Genomic DNA, 19,326 nt, shown 5'->3' on the forward strand with positions numbered 1-19,326 from the left:
GTGTAGCGGCCTAGCACGCCGCCCTCTCAAGGCGGTAGCGCCGGTTCGAATCCGGAACCGCCTCGCTGCGCTCAGCGGGGCTCGGCTTCGCCGAGCCATGGCCGGCCCTTCGGGCCGGAGTCCTGCGCTGCGCTCCGGACTGTTCAGGGTTCCGCTGCGCTCCACCCTGAACCGCCTGTTTCGCAGGCTTGGGTGACTCCGTTTCACGGAGTCCGGGCCTTCGGCCCGTTGGGCGGGTCCGCTTCGCTCCCCCGCCCGGTCCTTCCGGCTCCGCCTTCAGGACCCGCCCGCTCCGCGGGCGGCTGGCAACGGAGACGGGTGCGTGCTCTGGTCGGCTCCGGTCCTAGGGTTCCGGGGCTGGCTGGGAGGAGGCTAAATGACATGGGGCTGTACCCGTGATGTAGCGGGTGACGAAGCTTGCTGTCAGCCGGGGGCCGAGCAGTCTGAAGCATGCGAGAGATGAACCCGACCCCCGGGGTTGCTTCATTCTTAATCCCGGATTGGCTCTGGAAGGGATGGGTTGCATCGCTGGCGGCCGGCTGTGCGCGCGTCGATCAGTGGAACTGCACGGCGTTTGGCGGATGTGAGCAGGCGACCAGGGTCCACGGCGTTGTGCTGTCTCGCTACTGGGACAGGTCCGATTCCCAGCGTGGAGGCTGGAGTCCGCGCAGACCGTAGTCGGGCGGCAGCCATCCCTTCTTCCTCCTGTCGATGGTCTTCTGGGTGTGGGGCGGCGGGTACGGGCACCCGTACATCCGCTCAGGGCCAGGCGCAGCCCACGGGCGCCGGTAGTGGACCGTGCACACAGGCCAGACGGTCTTCTCCGGCGATTTCGGAGCCGGTTTCGCTGCCTTCCGGGGCCGGCGGGACTTGGGGCGAGGCGGCTGGGGAGGGCGTAGCTTGCAGCTCTCGGCGAAGGCGGTCAGGGGCGGCAGGCCGGTGCTGTCGAACGGGTCGGTGAAGAGAGGGCCGTTGGTGCCTGCCTCGATCCTCCAGAGGAAGGCTGCGGCCCGCAGCAGGGGGCGGGCCCAGGCGGAGACGTGATGGGTCATGCAGCCCCGGCGAAGCCCGTGGTCGTGGAGCGTGACGGCCGTGCCGTCTGGAGCCAGGTCGTGGACGTGGACGGTATCGAGCTGGGTGGTGGAAGCCGCGGTGAACACCGCGGTGGCGAGGTGCGCCGCCAGGTACGGATGCGCGGTGGCCCGGTGGAGCCGCCAGGCGACTTCTGCCTGGGTGAGGGAGGGCATCACCGGCGGGAAGAAGTCCCGCTCGGCCGCCATGGGCGCAGCGCACTGGCAGGGGTTGGCCGGGTCCTCGTCTACGGTCAGGGTGGTCAGGGCCGGCAGGCCGATCCAGCGGTTCGCCAGCGGGCGCGGCCGCCCCGGTGCCCGCCGTCCGGGAGCGGTGGGATCGGCCTCGGGGAGTAGGGCGGAGGCCTCGGCGATCGTGTGCTCCACCTGCTGCAGTTCGCGTTCCAGGAAGGCCCGCATGGCTCGGTGGTGGCAGACGAGGACCAGCCGGACCCCGGTGCGTCGGCGCAAGGCAAGCAGGCTTTTGAAGCGGTGCGGGGTCAGCAGGTGGGCTCGTAGGAGGGTGAGGTGGGTGACGGGGGTGGCGAGGATCCAGGCGGCCGCGATCGACCAGACCGGGGCCGGGTCGAGCTGGTGGTAGCCGTCCAGGGGGACGGGCTTGCCCAGGGCGGCGAGGATGTCGTAGGCGAGCGCGATCGCGGCGTCGGTGCCCGGGGTCGGATGAACGGTGAGGCGCCCGTGCTGCGGGGCGTGGGAGGCCAGCGCCGCCCGGGTGTGGACGACGTCGTCGTACGGGTCCAGGACCACCGTGACCGGCGGAGGGTTCGGGCAGTCCAGCACCTCAGGCCACCACCGGGCGCTGGCGCAGCTTGCTGTAGGACCACCGCAGCAAGTCCTCGTCCACACCATCGCGTCCGGACTCCTTCATTCCAGCGGTCAGGTGATGGGTGATCTTCGCCCAGGCCCGGAAGTTCCCGTGCGCGGCCTCGTCATCGCACATCGCGATCAGGTCCAGGTCCGCGTCCGCCCACACGGGGTGAAAGGCCGGGATGACGGTGAGGACCTCCTCCAGCGGCATGGGCTCGATCTCCTGCCACGCGTACACCCTCGACTCCAGCATCGGCTCGCTCTGCAGCATCTCGAAACAGCCGTCGCCGCCCGTGAACACGATCGTCAGGTCCGAGCCGATGTCATCCCACAAGTAGCGCAGGTACTCGAAGCACATCTTCGACAGCCACTGCGCCTCGTCACAGACCAGGACGTGCGTCTCCTCAAGGGCGCCGCGCAGCATCCGGTCGAACTCGATCGGCTGCCCCGGCGGACGGCCCTGCAGGCCGAGAGCGTGGAACAGCTCGTGGCGCAGGTCCCGGGTCGAGGGGCGGGAGCGGAACTGGATCCGGCGCGTCAGCTTCGGCGCGAGCTCACGCAGCGAGGTGTTCACCGCCAACGACTTGCCCCGGCCCGCCTGGCCGTAGATACAGATCATCGCCCTGGCCTCGATCGCGGCACGGATGTTCTCCCGCACCATCAGTAGGGCACGCGTGGAAACCACCTGCGCGCCCGGCAGGCGCATGAAGTGGTCCTCCCGCTCACGAGGCAGCCGGCCCTGTCGCTCAGCAGTCACCATCGCTCAACGCTCCCCGCTGTCGTCACGTACACCAGCCGCTCCAGGCGCCGCGCCGTCGGCTGCCTGCCCGGCATCCGTTTGCGAGTCGGCCGCGCGACGAGGGCGGACAACCGGCCGGGCCCAGGAGGCCGGGGGCTCGCGGGGAGGGATCAAGTCCGGCAGAGCCCGCGCCGCCAGATCCGCGCCCCGGGCTCGGGAGATCTCCGCCTCGGCCTGAGAGGAAGTGACCGTGCGCCGCGGACGGGGCACGGCAGCCGTCGTCGTCGTCGTGTAGCGGGCCTTGCGCAGCTTCTCCGCCGCCTTCAGATCCGCTTTCAGCGCGCGGGCCTTCTTCTCCCTGACCGAACTCAGCGCACGACGCTGCTCCAGCGTCGCCGCCTGGGCCAGATAGGCGCTGCCCAGGTGACGGCCCCAGGCCTCGGTGGAGAACACCTCGATCTGCCCGTCGTAGTGCGGCAGATACCGCAGCCGGACCCGCATGCCGACGTGCCCGGCCATCCACGGCGCGATGTAGGCGCGGCGCCGCCAGCTGATCCCGTTCGTGGTGATCTTCCGGACCCGGCCGTCATCCTCCATTGCGAAGAACGCCAGCCGCTCCTCCGCAACGTCCTCGACCGGCGTCGGATCCGCCTCCCACGCCGCCAACGGCGTCATCCCGCCCGCAAGACCCGCAGGGTGGTGCTCGGTGTTCCACCAGGCCACCCAGTCCAGCAGGACCTTCACGAAGTCCGGGTACGAGAGCAGATCCTCCACCGGATCCGGGTGGTACGCCTCCGCGGGGCGCGCACGATGCGTATAGCCCGGCAGCGAGACCAGCAGCATCTCCTCCACCGCGCCGTTCAACGACTCGATGGTGCCCTTGCGGTACGGCTTGTACGCCGGCAGATCATGGACGGGGACCGCGAACGCACCCAGAGCACGCTCCACCGTCCTGCACAAGAACTCCTTGCCCCGGTCCACCCGCACCACCCCGGGCAGGCCACCGAACGGGCCATACGGCTCGGCGCGACTGATCCCCGTGCGCAGCGCAGCCAGAACCGCATCCCTCGCCGGCTGGTGCGGGGTAACCGCCACCCCCACGATCGCCTTCGTCGCGACATCGATGAACCACGTCACCCACGGAGATACCGCAGATCCCTCAAGATCCACACGGACTGGGACCCGCTTGTGATCACCCTCCCAACACGCATTCCGATGCGTCCGCGGACGCTTCCCATACACATCAAACCGACGCCGGGCAGCCTCACCGCCCTTCAACCCCGCCCGCTCCCCACCCGACAGATCCCGTACGATCGCGCGCTGCAGCGTTGCCAGCGACGGCACCTGCTGCTCGTCCCCGGTCTGGCTGGCTCGGGTCAGGAGCTCGCGGTGCACCGCAGCCGCGTTACCGCCCCACACTGCCAACAGCCGACGCACGCGAGGGGTGACCGTGAAATGCGGCCGCGGTAGAGGCCCTGTCCGGCCCTCCCTGCGGGCCACCTCAACCCAACGGCGCACCGTACGTACCGAAACACCAAGTCCCGACGCCACCAAACGCACATGAGCCGACGTCAGCTCACCGCGGGCATCCAACGCCATCAGACGGGCAACCGCGCCCTCACGCCCCGCCCCGGACGGCAGCACCCCGGCCCACGCGTCGTCTTCCGGCAGTACAGCCACCGCACATCACCACCCCGGCCCGACCCCGGCCAACAAAACGGCTCATCCTCATGACACCGCCAGAAAACGGATTACAGACCCAAAAGGCGCGAACCGGAGACAGCGGCCGGTGAGTTGCGGTACAAGCGCAGCCGCCGTAGGACCGGCCTAACAGACGCACTCCGACGTCCGAATGACCGTGATCCACCACACCGGCAGAACGGGCCCCGAACGCCGCCCGCATGCGCGATACTGAGCCCACGTCCGGCGTGCCCGCAGAAGGGCCCAGAACGCCGGCAAGCAGAGAAAAGGTGGTGCGGCAGAGGTCAGATGAATCGGCTCAAGGGTTTTATAAGCATTCTTTTTGTTAACGACTGCATATAGCCCACCCTGCCCAAAAAGCCGAAGAAAACCTCCCCCGCAAAAAGCACCCACTAATTCAGCTCGACAGAACCCCGGGAATAGCTCCACCACCCAGGGGTCAGACAAGCCTGCCGTAAAACACCACCGGCCCGCCCCTCGGCGGCGCCGGCCCTCGGCATGCCCGCACACCCCGGCACCACCATGCCGCCTCCTTCCCTCCAAGCCGGTCACACCCGGCCTGTTCAGGCATGAGGCGGCATGGCCGCTGGATGCCAGAAAGGCATCCAAGCCATGACCTTGCCCTCCCTCAGCCCCGTGACCGGCCTCCTCGCCGGGCTGCCCGCCGCCCTCGCAACCCTCGGCGGCACCCCGTGGTGGGCAACGGGAGCGATCCTCGTCGTGGCCTACCTCGCCGTCCCCATCACCGGCATGACCCTCGACCACATCCGCCAGCGGAAAGGAAACGCCCTCGACGAAAAATTCGCATCAGCCCTGGATCAAATAGCCGACCCAGAAAAAAGAATCCAGGCCATCATCAATTACCGCCAAGCGACAACATCCCCACAACCCGAACCGCCGCCAGGCGCACTCCCACCCGGCACCACCACCGACACACAAGACACCAGCCAGACAGCAGCACCCGCGTAGCGACAGAGAAGCCCCCCAGCCCCTGGCCTGCGGGAACGCCTCTGCCCCTCGGACCATGAAACGCCGAGGGGCAGGCAGGGCCAGACAGGCCACCCGCTCCAAGGCCCCAGCAGCCGGCTGCCCAACCACGGCCACACGGACCGCACTCCACCGTCCAGCGACCACTCACCCCGATGACACCAAACAGACCGCACCACAATGTCACCGCCAACGAATCAAGACGTCCTCACCAGCACCAACGCTGCCAACCACCCACGACAACAACCGCGGTACCCCAGTGACACTCACACGCGGTGTCGCAATCAGCCACGCCAGCTGCCCAGTCTGCTGAACGCCCAGCGCAGCACGTCCCGGTCAGGGTGGTCGCGGCCTGTCCGTTCGAGTGCGGTCAGAGTGTGGGCTGTTAGCCGGGCCCAGTTACGAAAGTTGCCATGGGTCGCGTGGCGGTCGGCGAAGGCGATGTCCGCGGGATCGGCCCGAGGCTCAGTGGCTGAATCGAGAGACGTTCGAATATTTCCGGTTCGTCTGGGACCACCCGTATGCCAACGCCACACCGCCCGCTCCGCGACCCCAACAAGCTCCGCAGCAACCTTCACATGCAGCCGTGACACAACCCCCAACTCGTCCACCACGAGCAAACGCCGAACCACCACACCACGCCCCGCAGCCACCCCCACAGTGAGCGACGAGTCCCCATCCGATACACCACAACCCAACCCAGCAGCCATACCGCCAGCACAACTCATACCAGCGACCCCACACACAGGAACCTTCAACCCCATGACAACCAAACAACCCCCATGCAATCCGCAAACGGCAGCCCCTCGGCCATCCCATGACAGCCACCACGAACCACTACTGCGCTGATCAACGGTAGTTCCTCATGTCATACACCGATAACACCCAAACCCCACCACCACACCCCCAACCCACAGGCGCAAGGCACAATCATCGAGGACGTGGCCACGCCGCGGTCCGTCAATGCCGGCAGGACGGCCGGACGCGGAGCAGCTCGGTCCGCAGCACGGGTGTGCCGTCGACCGGTGCCGGGTCCTGCGCGGTCGGCTCGATGCCTGCGGCGGCGGCTTTGTCGAGTGTCGTCAGGCCGTCGGCGCCGACCGTGCCGAACACCGTGTAGTTCGGTCGCAGCGCGGAGTCGCCGTAAACGACGAAGAACTGTGAACCGTTCGTGTCCGGACCGGCGTTGGCCATCGCCAGCAGGCCGCGCCCATAGAGGCGGCGCGCGCCGGTCGGGTCGGTCGGTGCCGGCGGCAGGTCCACCGGCAGCTCGTCCTTGTACTTGTACCCGGGCCCGCCCTCACCGGTACCGGTCGGGTCGCCGCACTGCAGGACCTTCAGCGTCGGATACGCCGTCAGACGGTGGCACACCGTACGGTCATAGAACCCATGCCGTGCCAGGTGCAGGAAACTCTGGACCGCGCACGGCGCCTTGGCCCGGTCCAAGTGCAGCGGGAGCGGGCCCTGGCTGGTCGGAACAGCCATATCAACCCTGCCACGACTGGGGGTGCGCCGCGGGTCAGGCGGCAGCGGAACAGAGCGCGCCGGCGGCTCGTCCGGGGTCTGCGTGTACTGGCAAGGGCCGTGCGTGGTGCGCGGCGGAGCGCCGTCGGAAGCGGTGGCGACGCTCCCCCCAGCCACGACTAACGCCACGGCCGCGAATGCGCTGATCAGTGCCCGTTTCATCTCGCACGCCCTCCCGATAATCGCCAAGCCCTGGAGCGGTCGCAGTCTAAGGGCTGTCCCGCAAAAGATCTTCGGGAGTCAGCGGTGCGCTACCCCATGACCTCGCGGGCCGCGTCGAGGAACGCCGACCGGTTGTCCTCCAGGTAGTCCCGCACGTTCTCACCGTCGGGCAAGCCGTGCCACACGGTCCTGTTGAGGTCGAGGAAGTGCGCGTGTGCGGCGTCATGCACGGGCCGGGGGAATTGGATGCGGAGGAGCCGATCCGCGACCCACAACCTGTACATGACGTCCCGGGTCGTGAGGTACCAGTCATCGGTGTCCTCCCACTCGGACGGCCGGGTGTAGGCGCATCGTTCCGCCTCTGCCGATACCTCGATGAACCGCTCCAGCAGCGCCAGCCGTTCCGCGCGTCGGGTCTCCGACAACGCGATCCGCTGCCGTTGCTGTTCGGCGCGTTCCGCTGATTGCTGAGTCCTGTGCTGAACGAGGTAGGACAACACGCCGCCGAGGACAACGCCGCCCAACGATATGAGTGACACCCAGACCTGACCTGCCATGACGATCATCGTTCCACAGCGTCGGTCTTCGAGACGATCTCGCTGTGGCTGGTGTGATCACGGCGTCCGAGCCGTCCTGGACAGCCCCGTTCACCGGGTTGAGCCCACGTCAGCTCGGCAAGCTGCTCACCGCGCTACGGCGAGAGCGCGCGGATCCGGGAGTCGACAATCCAGTGGTGGTCGAACCAGAAGTCCGTGTCCGTCGCCAGCAGCCCTGTCGCCTTCTTGACCAGCGGCAATGCGGCCCTCAGTCGCTTGTTCCCGCCCGGCTGCCTGGGCACGTACGGGAACATCGCACCCAGCCGTGATTCACGAACCGCAGCCACCGAGACTCCGAGGTGAAGCCCAGCAGTGCCTGCGCGACGGCGAGGGTAACCAGCTCGGAGTCCGTCAGCCGCGGTGGCCGCCCCAGCCGTCGGAGGCTTCCGATCTCGTCGTCGATCTTCACGTAGAGTGCGGTCAGCAGGGCGTCCAGGTTGTTCGTCACACAACGATCTTGGACGCCCTGCCCGCGTTCCCGGACACACCGTCAGTATTCTGATCACTTCAAACGAGAGCGACGTCCCCGGTCAAGCCGACCGCGTCAAACCGCTCGTGACAGAGTAGACAAATGACCACGGACCGCAAGCAATCAGCCGATCTCCGCCCGGAACCGTGGCTGGGGACCGCCCCGGCCCACGGAGATCTCATCGCGGCGAAGGCGCTCGTCTACGACCGCTGCGGATTTGCCTGCTCGCAGCCAGTCCCCGAAGCCGAGAGTGCCGAGTATGCCGCCTACCAGTTCACCCTCGACGGTCTCGCCGTCCGGTTTCGCGCCGCCAAGACGACCCCGACCAAGGCCGGCCAGTTCGTCACTGTCTGGAAGAGGTCCCCGGCCGGGCCCATCCAGCCCTTCGATGCCACGGACCCCGTCGACCTCTTTGTCATCAGCACCCGCGACGATCACAACTTCGGCCAGTTCGTCTTTCCCATGGACGCACTCCGCCAGTACGGCGTCGTATCAGCAAACGGTTCAGGTGGGAAACGAGCCTTTCGCATCTACCCGCCCTGGGTGACCCCTGCCAACCGCCAGGCCAGCACTACGCAAGCGTGGCAGCTGGACTTTTTCCTGCACCTGCACCAGGACGGGCCCATCAACCTGGCCCGCGCCCAAGAGCTCTACCACCCGCAGGACAGTGCTGGCATCGGCCAGCCGTCACACCACCACTGATCGCCTACGACCACTGATCATTCGGAATGACTCGTCTAGGGCCTGTGTGGTGTCGTGATCAGTTCCTGGGTTCTGTCCTGTTCCCGGGGCGGAATCCGGTAGGACTGTGGTCGTGACGCGCAGGCAACTCACCAATGCTCAGTGGAAGTTCATCGAGCCGTACCTGCCGATCGGTAGGTACGGCCCGTACCCCGAACGGCTGCGCGAGCAGTTCGAAGGGGTGATCTGGCGGTTCCGGTCCAGCGGTCAGTGGCGTGAGATGCCTGCCGAGTTCGGGCCGTGGGCCACCGTCTACGGACGCTTCCGGGTCTGGCGGAACGCTGGCGTGTTCTCCGCCCTGCTGGAAGGCCTGATCGCCGAGGGAGCCCGCGCCGGACAAACAGACTTGTCACTGGTCAGCGTGGATTCCACAACGGTCCGCGCCCACCACGACGCCGCAGGGATGCGCGTCAGCAAGCACCTCATGGACGCCCTGGAGGAGGCCTCGCAGGAGCAGGAGGCCGCACGGCAAAAGGGGGCGGACCGGAGGAACAGAACGGACAGGCTGAGCGCCGACGGATCCGGCGCAGGCACAAGCTCCGCCTGAAGGAAGCCCTGCTCGGCAGGTCCCGGGGCGGACTCACCAGCAAAATCCATCTCGCCGCGGACCGCAGATGCCGCCCACTCGCGCTGGTTTTGACCGCCGGGCAAGCTGGGGACAGCCCTCAGTTCATCCCCGTGCTCAAAAAGGTGTGCGTCCGCCTGCCCGTCGGCCGTCCTCGCAACCGGCCCGGCGCGGTCGCCGCGGACAGGGCCTACTCATCCCGCGGAAACCGCTCCTACCTGCGCAAACGAGGTATCAAGGCAGTCATCCCCGAGAAGAAGGACCAGGCCGCCAACCGGAAGAAGAAGGGCACCCGAGGCGGCCGGCCCGTCACCTACGACGCAGCCCTCTACCAGGAACGGAACACCGTCGAACGCCTGATCAACAAGCTGAAGGCCTGGCGAGGCATCGCCACCCGCTACGACAAATCGCCCGAGAGCTACCTCGCCGGCCTCCACCTCCGCGCCGCAATGATCTGGATCGACGACCTACTCAAGACCAACGAATGATCAGGACATCACACAGGCCCTAGACCGCGTCGTTGAACCCCGCCAGGTCCATCCCCCCGCAGACAAGCTCCGGCTCCGCGTCCCATTCGACGCCGAGTGCCAGCATGTCGAGGAGCCTCGCCAGTTCGGATGCGTCGCACGCCCGGGCCGCAAGGGCAAGCCGGGCCCGCTGCCGCTGCTCCAGACGCCGCCGCAAGCGGGGGCCGTGTTCTGACCAGGCCTGTCCATGATCGAATCTCAGCACAACCGGGACCCGGGCGGGCCTTGTTCTCCGAGGATCGGCGCCCAGCCGCCCCCACCGGGTGCCGTCGACCAGGCCGCCCGGCAGGGAACCAGCTGGATGTGCCAGTCCCGCGCCCGGAGCAGTGGCACAGGCCCCGTCGCAGCGTGTGCCTCATCCGGCCCCCGCCGCGCTCCCTTGGCGAAGCGGGGCACGTCTTCCACCGCCACGTCCATGCGCAGGCGGGCGTAGCGCAGGGGTGGCGGTAGCTGCCGGAGTCGACGGCGACGAGATCGGGTGCGACGAGGGTGACGTCGAGAAGGTCGCGGGCGCCCCAGCCGGAAGAGAACGTCACACCGGTCCACGGATGGCCCGGGCCTGCGGGGCGGAGGTGTTCGGCGAGCTGGCGTGCCGCGTCGGGACGTAGCGGGACGGTGCGGCCGGTGGCGGGTAGTGCGCCGCTGGTGTAGTGCCGGCCCAGGAGGAGGATGTGGGGGTGGGCGAGGGTGCCGGTGAAGGCGCCGACGATGGCTGTTGTCAGTGGGGTGGTGAACGATGAGGAGGTGGACGTGGGCGTGGTGACGTCGATGGCCGCGGGCTGGTGGTTCCCGGCGGCGGTCGTGGTGGTTGCGGTGGTCTCGGCGGTTCGGGTGTACCGGGCCGTCGCGCGGGATCGGTTCTCGGGCGTAGAGGCGGTGGGTGGCCGGACAGAAGCTGCGAGGGAGGTGTTCGGCAGCGTTGCGGAGGCTCTTGTGCCGACGGACGTCGTCGATGGCGACTGCGGCCTACTGCGACCCGGCCCCAGCTGGCCCCCCTCTCGCGGGGGACGTCGCCGGTGTCTTTCGCCGGTTCAGGGACGGCACGTGAGATGGAGGACCGGGGGTCCGGCTCCCGGTGCCGGAGTGCCGCAGGCAGCAGCAGGCCGGCTGACCGTCCGGGCTGGTGGGGAACGGTGCGAAGCCGCCCGGCCTGTGCGGCCGGGCGGCTTCTCGTGCGTTGGCGTGTGTCTGGTCAGATGAGGTGGCTCATGCCGCCCCAGCCCTGGCCGATCTTGACGCCGGTCTTGAGGCTGTTGCTCATGCTGGCGTAGTGGTACAGGTCGCCGGTGGAGGCCATGGTGGCGACTACGTCGGCGCGGCCGTCGCTGTTGATGTCGGCGAGGGTGAGCTTGTCGATGCCGGACCAGTTCTGGCCGATCTGGATGGCGGGGGCGACGCCGGTGCTGGTGCCGACGTAGAGGTTCAGGTCGGCGGTGGAGTTGACCATGGCCACCAGGTCGGCGCGGCCGTCGCCGTTGAAGTCACCGGCGGCGAGCTTGGACATGCCGCCCCAGCCCTGCCCGATCTGCTTGGTGTAGGTGACGTCCGTGCCGGTGCCCGAGTAGAGGCGCAGGGTGGCGTCGTCCTTGCGGACCGCCACGATGTCGGCCTTGCCGTCGCCCGTGAAGTCACCGGCCACGAAGTCGGACATGGCGTTCCAGCCGGTGCCGATCCTGGTGGTGGACTTGAAGCCGCCACCGCCGTTGCCCAGGTAGAGGTACAGGTCGCCGGTCGAGGCCTCGCGGGCGACCAGGTCGCTGTCGCCGTCGTTGTTGAAGTCGGCCGCCTTGACCTTGTCCATGCCGCCCCAGCCGGCGCCGACCTCATGGGAGGTGAACTGGCCCGCGCCGTTGCCGGCGTACATGCGCAGCTTGTCGTCGCTCGCGCTCACGCCCAGCAGGTCGTCATTGCCGTCGCTGGTGAAGTCGTGGTCGCGCTGGACGGCCGGCTGCGTCGGGTACGGGACCGCGTGGTCGGAGCCGAGGCCGGCGGCCGGGCCGCAGGTGGGCCAGGCACCCTCACCCTGACCGGCGAGGACCTTCTCGCCGATGAGTATCTGCTCCGTCTTGGAGGCCTGGTGTGGGTACGAGGCGTACGCGCCGCCGCCGTAGGCGTCCCAGGTGGACTTCGAGAACTGAAGTCCGCCGTAGTAGCCGTTGCCCGTGTTGATGGACCAGTTGCCGCTGCTCTCGCACTGGGCGACCTTGTCCCAGGTGGCGACGGACGCAGCGGAGGCGGGGGCCGCGGCGGCCAGGGGGATCAGGGCGCTGAGGGCGGAGGCGGCGAGGAGCGTCAGGGCGGAACGGCGCAGGGCGTGCTGGGACATGGCGAGGCGGACCTTCATCTCGTACGACGCGGAAGCGGGGAAGGAGTGGGGTGAGGAGGGAGAAGCAGTGGTGGGGAAGGCGGGGGCCGGGGCCCGTTCCGAAAGGACGGGCCCCGGGCCCCGGCCGGATGCCGGTCAGATGAGGTGGCTCATGCCGCCCCAGCCCTGGCCGACCTTCACGCCCGCCTTGAGGCTGTTGCTCTGGCTCTTGTAGAGGTACAGGTCGCCGGTGCTCGCGACAGTGCCGACCACGTCGGCGCGGCCGTCGCTGTCGATGTCGGCGAGGGTGAGCTTGTCGATGCCGGACCAGTTCTGGCCGATCTGGATGGCGGGGGCGACGCCGGTGCTCGTGCCGACGTAGAGGTTCAGGTCGGCGGTGGAGTTGACCTGCGCCACCAGGTCGGCGCGGCCGTCGCCGTTGAAGTCACCAGCGGCAAGCTTGGACATGCCGCCCCAGCCCTGCCCGATCTGCTTGGTGTACGTCACGTCCGTGCCCGTGCCGGTGTAGAGCTGGAGGGTCGCGTCGTCCTTACGGACGGCGACGATGTCAGCCTTGCCGTCCCCGGTGAAGTCGCCCGCGACGAAATCGGACATGCTGTTCCAGCCGTTGCCGATCTTCGTGGTGCTCTTGAAGCCGCCGTTGCCGTTGCCGAGGTAGAGGTACAGGTCACCGGTCGAGGCGTTCCGGGCGACCAGGTCGCCGTCGCCGTCGTTGTTGAAGTCGGCCGCCCTGATCTTGTCCATGCCGCCCCAACCGGCGCCGACCTCGTGCGAGGCGAACTCGCCGTCGCCGTTGCCGGCGTACATGCGCAGCTTGTCGTCGCTCGCGCTCACGCCCAGCAGGTCGTCGTTGAGGTCACCGGTGAAGTCGCGGTCGCCCTTGCTGTATGAGGTCGGGGTCGCGCCGAGCGGCGTGACGTAGGCGCTGATGCGCTGGCCGATGGAGCTGGGTGTGTCGCCCACCTGCTTCTGCGAGGCGCTCACCGCGACGTCGGCGACTTTGTCGCTCCAGTTGCCGTGAGTAGTCATGATCGAGCCGTCCGAGTAGACGGCGGTGACCATGGCGACGTGCTGGGCCCAGCTGTTCGAGTACTCGAAGACCACCGCGTCTCCGACCTGGGGCTGGTAAGCGGACGAGGTGTGCAGGGTGCCGTTCGACTGGCCGTAGGAGTAGAACGAAGCTGCCCGTGCGTCCGTCCCGTTGACGTTGAAGCCCGAGTTCTTCCAGACCCACTTCACGAAGTCCGCGCACCAGGGCTCCGCCTCGTAACCGGTGGAGGTGTTGCAGCTCGTCAGGAAGCCTCTGCCACCCAGGCTGTTGGTCGAGCAGGCGTTGTCGCCGACCTGTGCCCGGGCCAGGGAGGCGGCCTGTGTGGTGGTGTCGGCGAAGGCGGGGGCGGCTGCAATGGTGAAGGCATAGCCCATGGCGGCGAGGGTGACACCGGCGGCGGAGAGGTTGCGGCGGGTACGAAGCGACAGGGACATGACAGATCCTAGGGTCGGGTGCTGCTGGGGAGAAGTGGGTGGGGCCCGCGCAGTTCGTGTGACTGCTGCCCTGCAGGAGCAGCGGTCAGGGGTGAACCGGGGCGGAAGAAGAGGTGGGTCCGAATGGTGCCGAGTCGGGCCAGGGAGCCGGGAGGGGCCTACTGCCAGATCATGTCGTCGGTGGTGGCGACGACCGGCTTCTCGCCCAGGGTGGCGGCCGCGGTGAAGTTCATGGTGACCGCGCCGGCGGCAGAGTCTGCGGCCAGGGCGGCGGCGGGGGCGGTGAGAGCGAGAGAGGCGACCGCGGCGGCCAGGGCGATACGTGTGCGGATCACGACAGGAGTCCTTTGCTGAGTCGGAGCGTTCGAGTGGCCCGAACCGGTCTACATCCCGCGGTGATGCGTTCTCGGATCTTGCCTGCCGGTCGGTGTTCCCTGCCGGCGATCACTACTTTCGTCGCTGGTCAGGGGCGCCGGAAGAGCTTCCGGGTGGACCGAATGGGCCTTGGACCTTTCCGTCCATCGCCCCCTGCGGCGGTCTGGAACCGGACAGCATCTGTTCGAAGGCGGTTGCGGCCAGAGGGGCTTGGGCCGCGAGCAGGGTCCAGCCGCTGAGCTCGTGGCAGTTCAGCAGGGCGCGCAGGCACAGCGCGCGCGCCGTCGCCTCCGCCTCCAGCAGTCGGTCCGACAGGAGGTACAGCCCGAGTACGGGGTGGGGCAGCGCGTGCGCGTGGACGGACACGTGCTCGACACGCTCCTCGGGCAGGGCCTGGCCGAGGACGAGAGCACGGGTGTCAGAGGGAAGGGCTGCGGCGCCACCGAGCGCCTTGAGGCTCGCGTGGATGAGGTACATACATACGACTCAAACAGGGATGCGGCCCGGGCGGCACCACTGGGCACGGGCCCCTTTGGGTCTTGGCCCTTTCCGGCCATGCGCTGAACGGAGGGTGACCGCTCAAGAACCGCTATGGCATGATCACGAAACCTGAACAGGACTGCTGGTGAAGTCTCTTGCGGGGGGTTGGAGATGCTGGCCGTACTCGGTCTCGACACACTTGCGGAATCCGTCTACCGCGCCATGCTGGCCCGTCCGCAGGACGGCGTGGCCGCTCTGGCGCAGTACACGGGTCACGCCGAGGAGCAGGTGCGGGACACGCTCGACCTGCTGAGCGAGCTGGCGCTCGTACGGCCGTCCGCCGAGCAGGAGGGCCGGCTCCGGGCCGTCTCGCCGGACATCGGGATGGAGATCCTGATGGCCCGCCAGCAGGCGGAGCTCGCCGCCCAGCAGCAGCGGGTGGAGACCTCGCGAGCTGCCGCGGCGCAGCTGATCGCCGAGTTCGCCGACCTGCGGCCGCAGGCACCGAGCCCCGGCGTGGAGCAATTGGTCGGCCTCGACCAGATCAGGGATTGCCTGGCCCGGCTCACCCGTGAGATGACCACCGAGGTGATGACCTTCGCGCCCGACGGTGCCCACACCCCGGAGTCCATCGCGGCGGCCCGCTCGCTCAACGCGGAGCTGCTGGAGCGCGGGATCCGGATGCGGACGATCTACCTCGACAGTGCCCGCAACAGCCCGCACACAGTCGAGTACGTCAACTGGCTGTCGGAGCGGGGCGCGCAGATCCGTACCGTGCCCGTCCTGCCCACCCGGATGATCATTACGGACCGTTCGGCCGCCGTCATTCCGGTCAACAGCCACGACACGGCCGCCGGGGCCGTGGTCCTGACCGGGCAGGGCACCCTCACCGCGCTGTGCGCGCTGTTCGAGACCACCTGGGCGGCCGCACAGCCGCTGGGGCAGGCGGGAGTCCGGAATTCCCAGGGCCTGACCGGCCCGGAAGCCACCACCATCCGGCTGCTCTCCGAGGGCTTCACGGACGAGGCGATAGCCAAGCGGCTCGGCGTCTCGCAGCGCACAGCGCGGCGGATCGCCACCGACCTGATGGAACGGCTGGGGGCGCGCAGCCGGTTCGAGGCGGGGGTGCGGGCGGTGCAGCACGGGTGGCTGCCGGCACAGCCCGTCTGAACACAGCCGTTTGCGTGCCCTACCGCCCGATCCCGTACGGCAAGGTCTGAGGAGCCAGGAGTTCACCATGGCCAATGACGTGGCTGAAGGGCTCCAGGTCCTACCCCGCTGGCGCGCCGAGAACGAATCGCATGCGCAACAGGCCCGAGACGAGCCGGCGGCCCGGGCGATGAACCGCCGGGATCCGGGAGGCGCTGGACGATGTCCGCCGCTCGGCCGCCGTCCTGGCCGGCCGCGTGCGTACAGCCCAAGAGGCCGCGTCGGACGGTCCTTGGCCATGGTTCCTGGGCCGCGTACGCGGAAGCGGAGTCCGCCCGGGTCGATGCGGTGCGGCGGATCGAGGGCCTTTGTCGGTCAGAAAGTACTTCGCACGCGAAGGACACCTGGCCGTACCCCGCAAGCACGTCGAGATGATCACCCTCGGCAAGGACGGGAACAACGGCCGAACACAGCGGAAAATGTCGCTGAAGCTCGGGACGTGGGTCGACAACCAGCGCCGTCGGGCCCGCCGCCCTGACGCCGGAGCGGGTGGAGCAGCTGTCCGAGGTCGGGACGCGGTGGGCGTGACAGGCGTCATGCCCGCCCGCAGGCTGTCCGCCCGGCGGCGGGCGTCAGGAAGCCCCTGCTCCCTGGAGTGAACCGGGAGGAGCAGGGGATTTCGGGGCAGGCTCAGCTGCCCACAACGGGCGGGGGCTGGGGTCAGGCCGGGTTGATGTTCTCCGCCTGGGGGCCCTTCTGGCCCTGGGTGACGTCGAACGTGACGGTCTGACCTTCCTGGAGCTCGCGGAAGCCCGAGGAGTTGATCGCGGAGTAGTGGGCGAAGACGTCCGGGCCGCCGCCGTCCTGGGCGATGAAGCCGAAGCCCTTCTCCGCGTTGAACCACTTCACAGTTCCCGTAGCCATGTCATGCCTTCCAGTCGATGATCGCCTCCCACGACGTGCGGAAGGCGGAGGTGATCGCCCTGGTTCCTGCGGCACAGCACAGCAAAACGCCCACGCCGAGGCGTGGGCAAAGGGGAACTTCCGAACCACGACAGCTGACGCAGACGTTACACGTCCGCACATGCTGTCACCACAGGAAACGAGTACGCGTCATGCTGAGCGGAGCGGAGTGATGAGGCGGGCCTCGCCAAGGGCGCGTAGGAAACTCTGGCTGGTGCCGAGCATGTCGGTGGCGCGTGGTGTGGGCAGGGTAGTCGTCGTCGTGACGGTCGAACGAGTCGTCTGCCGTCATGGCAGCTCTCCGTCCGTTGCCCCCCGGCCGGTGCTGGGAGGGCTCGGCAGGACGACCGGATGGTCCTCATCGGGATCGCGTGGAAATTCCGGACCGAGGTCGCCTCCCTCGCGGCGTCTGCGGTCGTAGTCGGCGCGTGACTCGGGCAGGGGAGGTGAGGCGGACGCGGCGAGGTGGAAAGCCCGCTTCAGTTGTCCTCAGGGGACTCCGCCCGGTTCCCTCCTCCCGGACGCCGACCCGCTTCCAGCCCGGCCGCGCTCGATCGCCTGTGGGTGAACCCCTCAGACCGAGAGACGCAACAGCGAGAGCACCGCCCGACGGGCAAACCGCTTTTGGTCTACGGCGTTGGCTTCCCCGGTGTGCGCCAAGTACCCGATTCTGGAGCCGCTTGCGCACTTCTCGCCGTGATTCCATGCTGAGCGCCATGCGGATGAGCGGCGACATGAGGGGCGGAGGGCGGCTGGGCGTACTGGCACGCGTCCTGGTGCTGGGGGCGATGCAGGTCGGGGTCGTGATCGCGCTGGTGTGGGCGGTGCTCGCGGTCGGCGAGGGTAGGAATGACCTCTGGCCGTCAGTGGTGGTCATCGCGTTCGCCGTGGTGTGCCTGGCCGGGGCGATCGCGCTGTGGCTCAGCGCGGAGGACGGGCACAGCTGGTCCTTCGGGGCGGCTACGGTCGTCGTTGTGTCCGCGGGCGTACTGCTGTTCAGCGAAATCGACATGGTCCAGCAGCAGGCACTGCACGATCGCGGTGTGCAGGCGACCGGTGTGGTCGTCCGCCAGTGGGACAGCTACGGCTTCAGTGAGGCCGCGGAGCGCTACACCGAGATCCGGCTGGCCGACGGCACGAAGCTGACCGCCGTCGACGATCTCCACAGCAGGCGGGCCGGCGGGACACCGGTGCTCGTGACCTACGACCCCCGCATGCGGGTGCCGGCGCAGGTCGGCCCGCGGCCCGGTGCCCCCGCGAGCGGGTGGCGGACCGCCGGCTTCCTACTGCTGTGCGCCGGGGCGCTGGCGCTGGCCGCGGCCAACGCCGACTCCCTCTCATATCCTCGCAGTTGGTCTGCGGCCGGTAGGCGCGGGTGAGCTTGCCGGTGGCGCCGAGGTCCGCGAGGACGCTCTTCCAGGCCAGGCCTTGCGGTAGGCCACGCGTTGTCGGTCAGGACCCGTTCGATGCGGGTGATGCCGTGGCGGTGGAAGAACTCGGCCGCTCGGGCCAGGAAGTCTGCGCAGGTCGCGACCTTCTCGTCCGCGTGGATCTCGCTGTGGGCGTCCGGGACGCTCGCGTTCGTAGCGGCGGATCACGGAGCCGGTCGGACGGTCGAGCCAGGCGAGCCGGCTGAGACCGTGGCGGGCCAGGATCCGGTGGACGGTCGAGGCGGGCATGCCCAGGACCGGGCCGGGCCTTCGGACCGCCACCGCCGCATCCACTTGTGGGCCGTGGCCCTCGATATGCCCATCTCGGCGGCGACGTGGGCGACCGGACGGCCGGAGACGACACGTTCGACCAGGCGCCTACCGAAGACGGTGAGCCGGGCATTACGGTGGGACACGAAGACCTCCGTGCGGTGAGTTCCTAGACAGCTCCCACCACACCGGAGGTCTTCGCCATGTTCAAGACCTGCCGAGTGTCAACAACGCTCGTGATCAATACACCTAGGACATGTCCGACGGGTCACCAGGTTGGTCGCCCCATCCCCTTGGTAGCTTCTCCGACAGGGGCGCTGTCAGCTGAGATGGCTGCCAGTTGCTCTGGGCCATGTGGCTGGCACGGCAACGAGGGCGGGGAGGGTGTGCAGTGCAGAGTGCGATAAGCGTGTTGGCTCTGCTTGTGTCCGTTGGGGCAGTGGCTCTCTCCTTCGCGGCCTATCGAAACCAGAGGCGTCGAACCAGCTTGGAGCTTGCGCGTTCTCTGCACGCCGATCTGACATCGGGTCACGTGCAGGCAGCCCGTGACGTGCTGGGTACTCTTGTCCGGTACCGCGAGCAGGGGAGCGATCTTGTTGCGGCGCGCTCTGCCTACTTCACCTTGCTGTGGTGTTTTGAACGTATCTGGGCGGGGCGAGAGGTCATTGTCCGTGATGAGGGAGAAAAAAGTCCATCATGCCGTTTCTTGGACGAGATGATCCACTGGCACGTTCGTAACTGGGCGCGAGACCTCCCGATGATAAAAGAGGCAATTCAAGAGGCGCTTGGTACCGTCCACGACGAGGATGCGCTGCACGGCTTTCGTCAGTTGCGAAACAAGGTACTGACGGGCGAAGAGCTCACTGAAGTGCGGCTGAGTTCTCAGCTGTAGGACGACCGAGCTTGAGGACTGCCCGGCGGATCATGGCCTCATGTACC

Annotated in this window: 16 protein-coding genes and 4 pseudogenes; 7 read left to right on the top strand and 13 right to left on the bottom strand. The window is 68.2% G+C overall.

Features of this window, described 5'->3' with window-relative positions; genetic code table 11:
• Nucleotides 1-623: 623 nt before the first annotated feature.
• The 3 genes from AB0B01_RS11530 to AB0B01_RS11540 are packed head-to-tail and all read right to left on the bottom strand — an operon-like array spanning nucleotide 624 to nucleotide 3,774.
• Complete coding sequence (locus tag AB0B01_RS11530; protein WP_361715955.1) at nucleotides 624-1,871, bottom strand: hypothetical protein; 1,248 nt, start codon at nucleotides 1,869-1,871, stop codon at nucleotides 624-626.
• A gap of 1 nt (nucleotide 1,872) precedes the next feature.
• Complete coding sequence (locus AB0B01_RS11535; RefSeq protein ID WP_361715958.1) at nucleotides 1,873-2,658, bottom strand: ATP-binding protein; 786 nt, start codon at nucleotides 2,656-2,658, stop codon at nucleotides 1,873-1,875.
• A gap of 3 nt (nucleotides 2,659-2,661) precedes the next feature.
• Nucleotides 2,662-3,774, bottom strand: coding sequence for a transposase family protein (locus AB0B01_RS11540; RefSeq protein WP_361715961.1), 1,113 nt, complete (start codon nucleotides 3,772-3,774; stop codon nucleotides 2,662-2,664).
• 1,176 nt (nucleotides 3,775-4,950) lie between these two features.
• Here AB0B01_RS11540 and AB0B01_RS11545 point away from each other — a divergent pair.
• Complete coding sequence (locus AB0B01_RS11545) at nucleotides 4,951-5,307, top strand: hypothetical protein (protein WP_361715964.1); 357 nt, start codon at nucleotides 4,951-4,953, stop codon at nucleotides 5,305-5,307.
• A gap of 978 nt (nucleotides 5,308-6,285) precedes the next feature.
• On the opposite strand, the gene AB0B01_RS11550 is transcribed toward AB0B01_RS11545, so the two are convergent.
• On the bottom strand, nucleotides 6,286-7,011 hold the full coding sequence (locus AB0B01_RS11550) for a peptidylprolyl isomerase (protein ID WP_361715967.1): 726 nt from the start codon (nucleotides 7,009-7,011) through the stop codon (nucleotides 6,286-6,288).
• A gap of 89 nt (nucleotides 7,012-7,100) precedes the next feature.
• A complete protein-coding gene (locus tag AB0B01_RS11555) occupies nucleotides 7,101-7,577 on the bottom strand; it encodes a hypothetical protein (RefSeq protein ID WP_361715970.1) in 477 nt (158 codons plus the stop codon).
• Between the two features lie 35 nt (nucleotides 7,578-7,612).
• Between AB0B01_RS11555 and AB0B01_RS11560 the strand changes: the two are divergent.
• The 3 genes and pseudogenes from AB0B01_RS11560 to AB0B01_RS11570 form a co-directional block, all read left to right on the top strand.
• Nucleotides 7,613-7,804, top strand: a pseudogene (locus tag AB0B01_RS11560) (hypothetical protein); the annotation flags it as partial.
• Nucleotides 7,805-8,178: 374 nt separating this feature from the next.
• Nucleotides 8,179-8,778, top strand: coding sequence for a MepB family protein (locus tag AB0B01_RS11565; RefSeq protein ID WP_361715973.1), 600 nt, complete (start codon nucleotides 8,179-8,181; stop codon nucleotides 8,776-8,778).
• A gap of 112 nt (nucleotides 8,779-8,890) precedes the next feature.
• Nucleotides 8,891-9,870, top strand: a pseudogene (locus tag AB0B01_RS11570) (IS5 family transposase).
• Between the two features lie 19 nt (nucleotides 9,871-9,889).
• On the opposite strand, the gene AB0B01_RS11575 reads toward AB0B01_RS11570, so the two are convergent.
• The 5 genes from AB0B01_RS11575 to AB0B01_RS11595 all read right to left on the bottom strand — a co-directional run bounded on the left by AB0B01_RS11575 (nucleotide 9,890) and on the right by AB0B01_RS11595 (nucleotide 14,572).
• On the bottom strand, nucleotides 9,890-10,066 hold the full coding sequence (locus AB0B01_RS11575; protein WP_361715976.1) for a hypothetical protein: 177 nt from the start codon (nucleotides 10,064-10,066) through the stop codon (nucleotides 9,890-9,892).
• A gap of 1,035 nt (nucleotides 10,067-11,101) precedes the next feature.
• Complete coding sequence (locus AB0B01_RS11580; protein WP_361715979.1) at nucleotides 11,102-12,235, bottom strand: FG-GAP-like repeat-containing protein; 1,134 nt, start codon at nucleotides 12,233-12,235, stop codon at nucleotides 11,102-11,104.
• 135 nt (nucleotides 12,236-12,370) lie between these two features.
• The gene (locus AB0B01_RS11585) at nucleotides 12,371-13,720 is read right to left on the bottom strand and encodes an FG-GAP-like repeat-containing protein (protein ID WP_361715982.1); all 1,350 of its coding nucleotides are present in this window, start codon (nucleotides 13,718-13,720) and stop codon (nucleotides 12,371-12,373) included.
• A 158-nt stretch (nucleotides 13,721-13,878) separates the two neighbouring features.
• Nucleotides 13,879-14,055, bottom strand: coding sequence for a hypothetical protein (locus AB0B01_RS11590; RefSeq protein ID WP_361715985.1), 177 nt, complete (start codon nucleotides 14,053-14,055; stop codon nucleotides 13,879-13,881).
• Nucleotides 14,056-14,167: 112 nt separating this feature from the next.
• On the bottom strand, nucleotides 14,168-14,572 hold the full coding sequence (locus tag AB0B01_RS11595; protein ID WP_361715988.1) for a hypothetical protein: 405 nt from the start codon (nucleotides 14,570-14,572) through the stop codon (nucleotides 14,168-14,170).
• A 174-nt stretch (nucleotides 14,573-14,746) separates the two neighbouring features.
• On the opposite strand from AB0B01_RS11595, the gene AB0B01_RS11600 reads away from it, so the two are divergent.
• Nucleotides 14,747-15,745, top strand: coding sequence for a helix-turn-helix transcriptional regulator (locus AB0B01_RS11600; protein WP_361715991.1), 999 nt, complete (start codon nucleotides 14,747-14,749; stop codon nucleotides 15,743-15,745).
• A 699-nt stretch (nucleotides 15,746-16,444) separates the two neighbouring features.
• On the opposite strand, the gene AB0B01_RS11605 is transcribed toward AB0B01_RS11600, so the two are convergent.
• The gene (locus AB0B01_RS11605; protein WP_030224583.1) at nucleotides 16,445-16,648 is read right to left on the bottom strand and encodes a cold-shock protein; all 204 of its coding nucleotides are present in this window, start codon (nucleotides 16,646-16,648) and stop codon (nucleotides 16,445-16,447) included.
• A 195-nt stretch (nucleotides 16,649-16,843) separates the two neighbouring features.
• Nucleotides 16,844-16,979 (bottom strand): annotated as a pseudogene (locus AB0B01_RS11610) (MerR family transcriptional regulator); the annotation flags it as partial.
• 412 nt (nucleotides 16,980-17,391) lie between these two features.
• Between AB0B01_RS11610 and AB0B01_RS11615 the strand changes: the two are divergent.
• On the top strand, nucleotides 17,392-18,066 hold the full coding sequence (locus AB0B01_RS11615) for a hypothetical protein (protein ID WP_361716247.1): 675 nt from the start codon (nucleotides 17,392-17,394) through the stop codon (nucleotides 18,064-18,066).
• Here the strand turns inward: AB0B01_RS11615 and AB0B01_RS11620 are convergent.
• Nucleotides 18,014-18,533: pseudogene (locus AB0B01_RS11620) on the bottom strand (leucine zipper domain-containing protein); the annotation flags it as partial. The gene AB0B01_RS11615 and the pseudogene AB0B01_RS11620 overlap by 53 nt on opposite strands.
• Nucleotides 18,534-18,826: 293 nt before the next feature.
• Between AB0B01_RS11620 and AB0B01_RS11625 the strand changes: the two are divergent.
• Nucleotides 18,827-19,279: a hypothetical protein gene (locus AB0B01_RS11625; RefSeq protein ID WP_361715995.1), complete on the top strand. Its 453-nt coding sequence runs from the start codon at nucleotides 18,827-18,829 to the stop codon at nucleotides 19,277-19,279.
• The last annotated feature ends 47 nt before the right edge of the window (nucleotides 19,280-19,326 follow it).

It is taken from the genome of Streptomyces sp. NPDC044571 (assembly GCF_040647115.1).
Taxonomy (GTDB): Bacteria; Actinomycetota; Actinomycetes; order Streptomycetales; family Streptomycetaceae; genus Streptomyces.